The organism is Polynucleobacter sp. IMCC 29146, assembly GCF_021395195.1.
Lineage (GTDB): Bacteria > Pseudomonadota > Gammaproteobacteria > Burkholderiales > Burkholderiaceae > Polynucleobacter.
Genome location: NZ_JAJVCR010000033.1, coordinates 1 through 254 on the forward strand (window position 1 = coordinate 1; position 254 = coordinate 254).

A 254-nucleotide genomic window follows, 5' to 3' on the forward strand; every position below is an offset into this window, starting at 1 on the left:
AATCGCTAGGTAGACCGCTTTGGCTTTAACCACACCCGAGTCTCTGACTTTGACATGGATACAGTCTAGGTAAATGATGGGGTAAAGCGTATCTAAAGGTCTAGCTTGCCACGCTTTAACTTCTTCGTGAACTGCTGTCAATTTAGGTCCACTACCAAAGAGAGTTTTTCCATAGTAAATCATTGCAGCAACATGGGTTGATTCTGCAATAGTTTGGGTACTTGGGTTTGGGGTGCTGGTGGTCTATAACCTAA

The 254-nt window shown here is 43.7% G+C and carries 1 pseudogene; it reads right to left on the reverse strand.

Annotated elements, in window-relative coordinates:
• A pseudogene (locus tag LZT22_RS12665) lies at positions 1 to 135 on the reverse strand (transposase); the annotation flags it as partial.
• Positions 136 to 254: the final 119 nt, after the last annotated feature.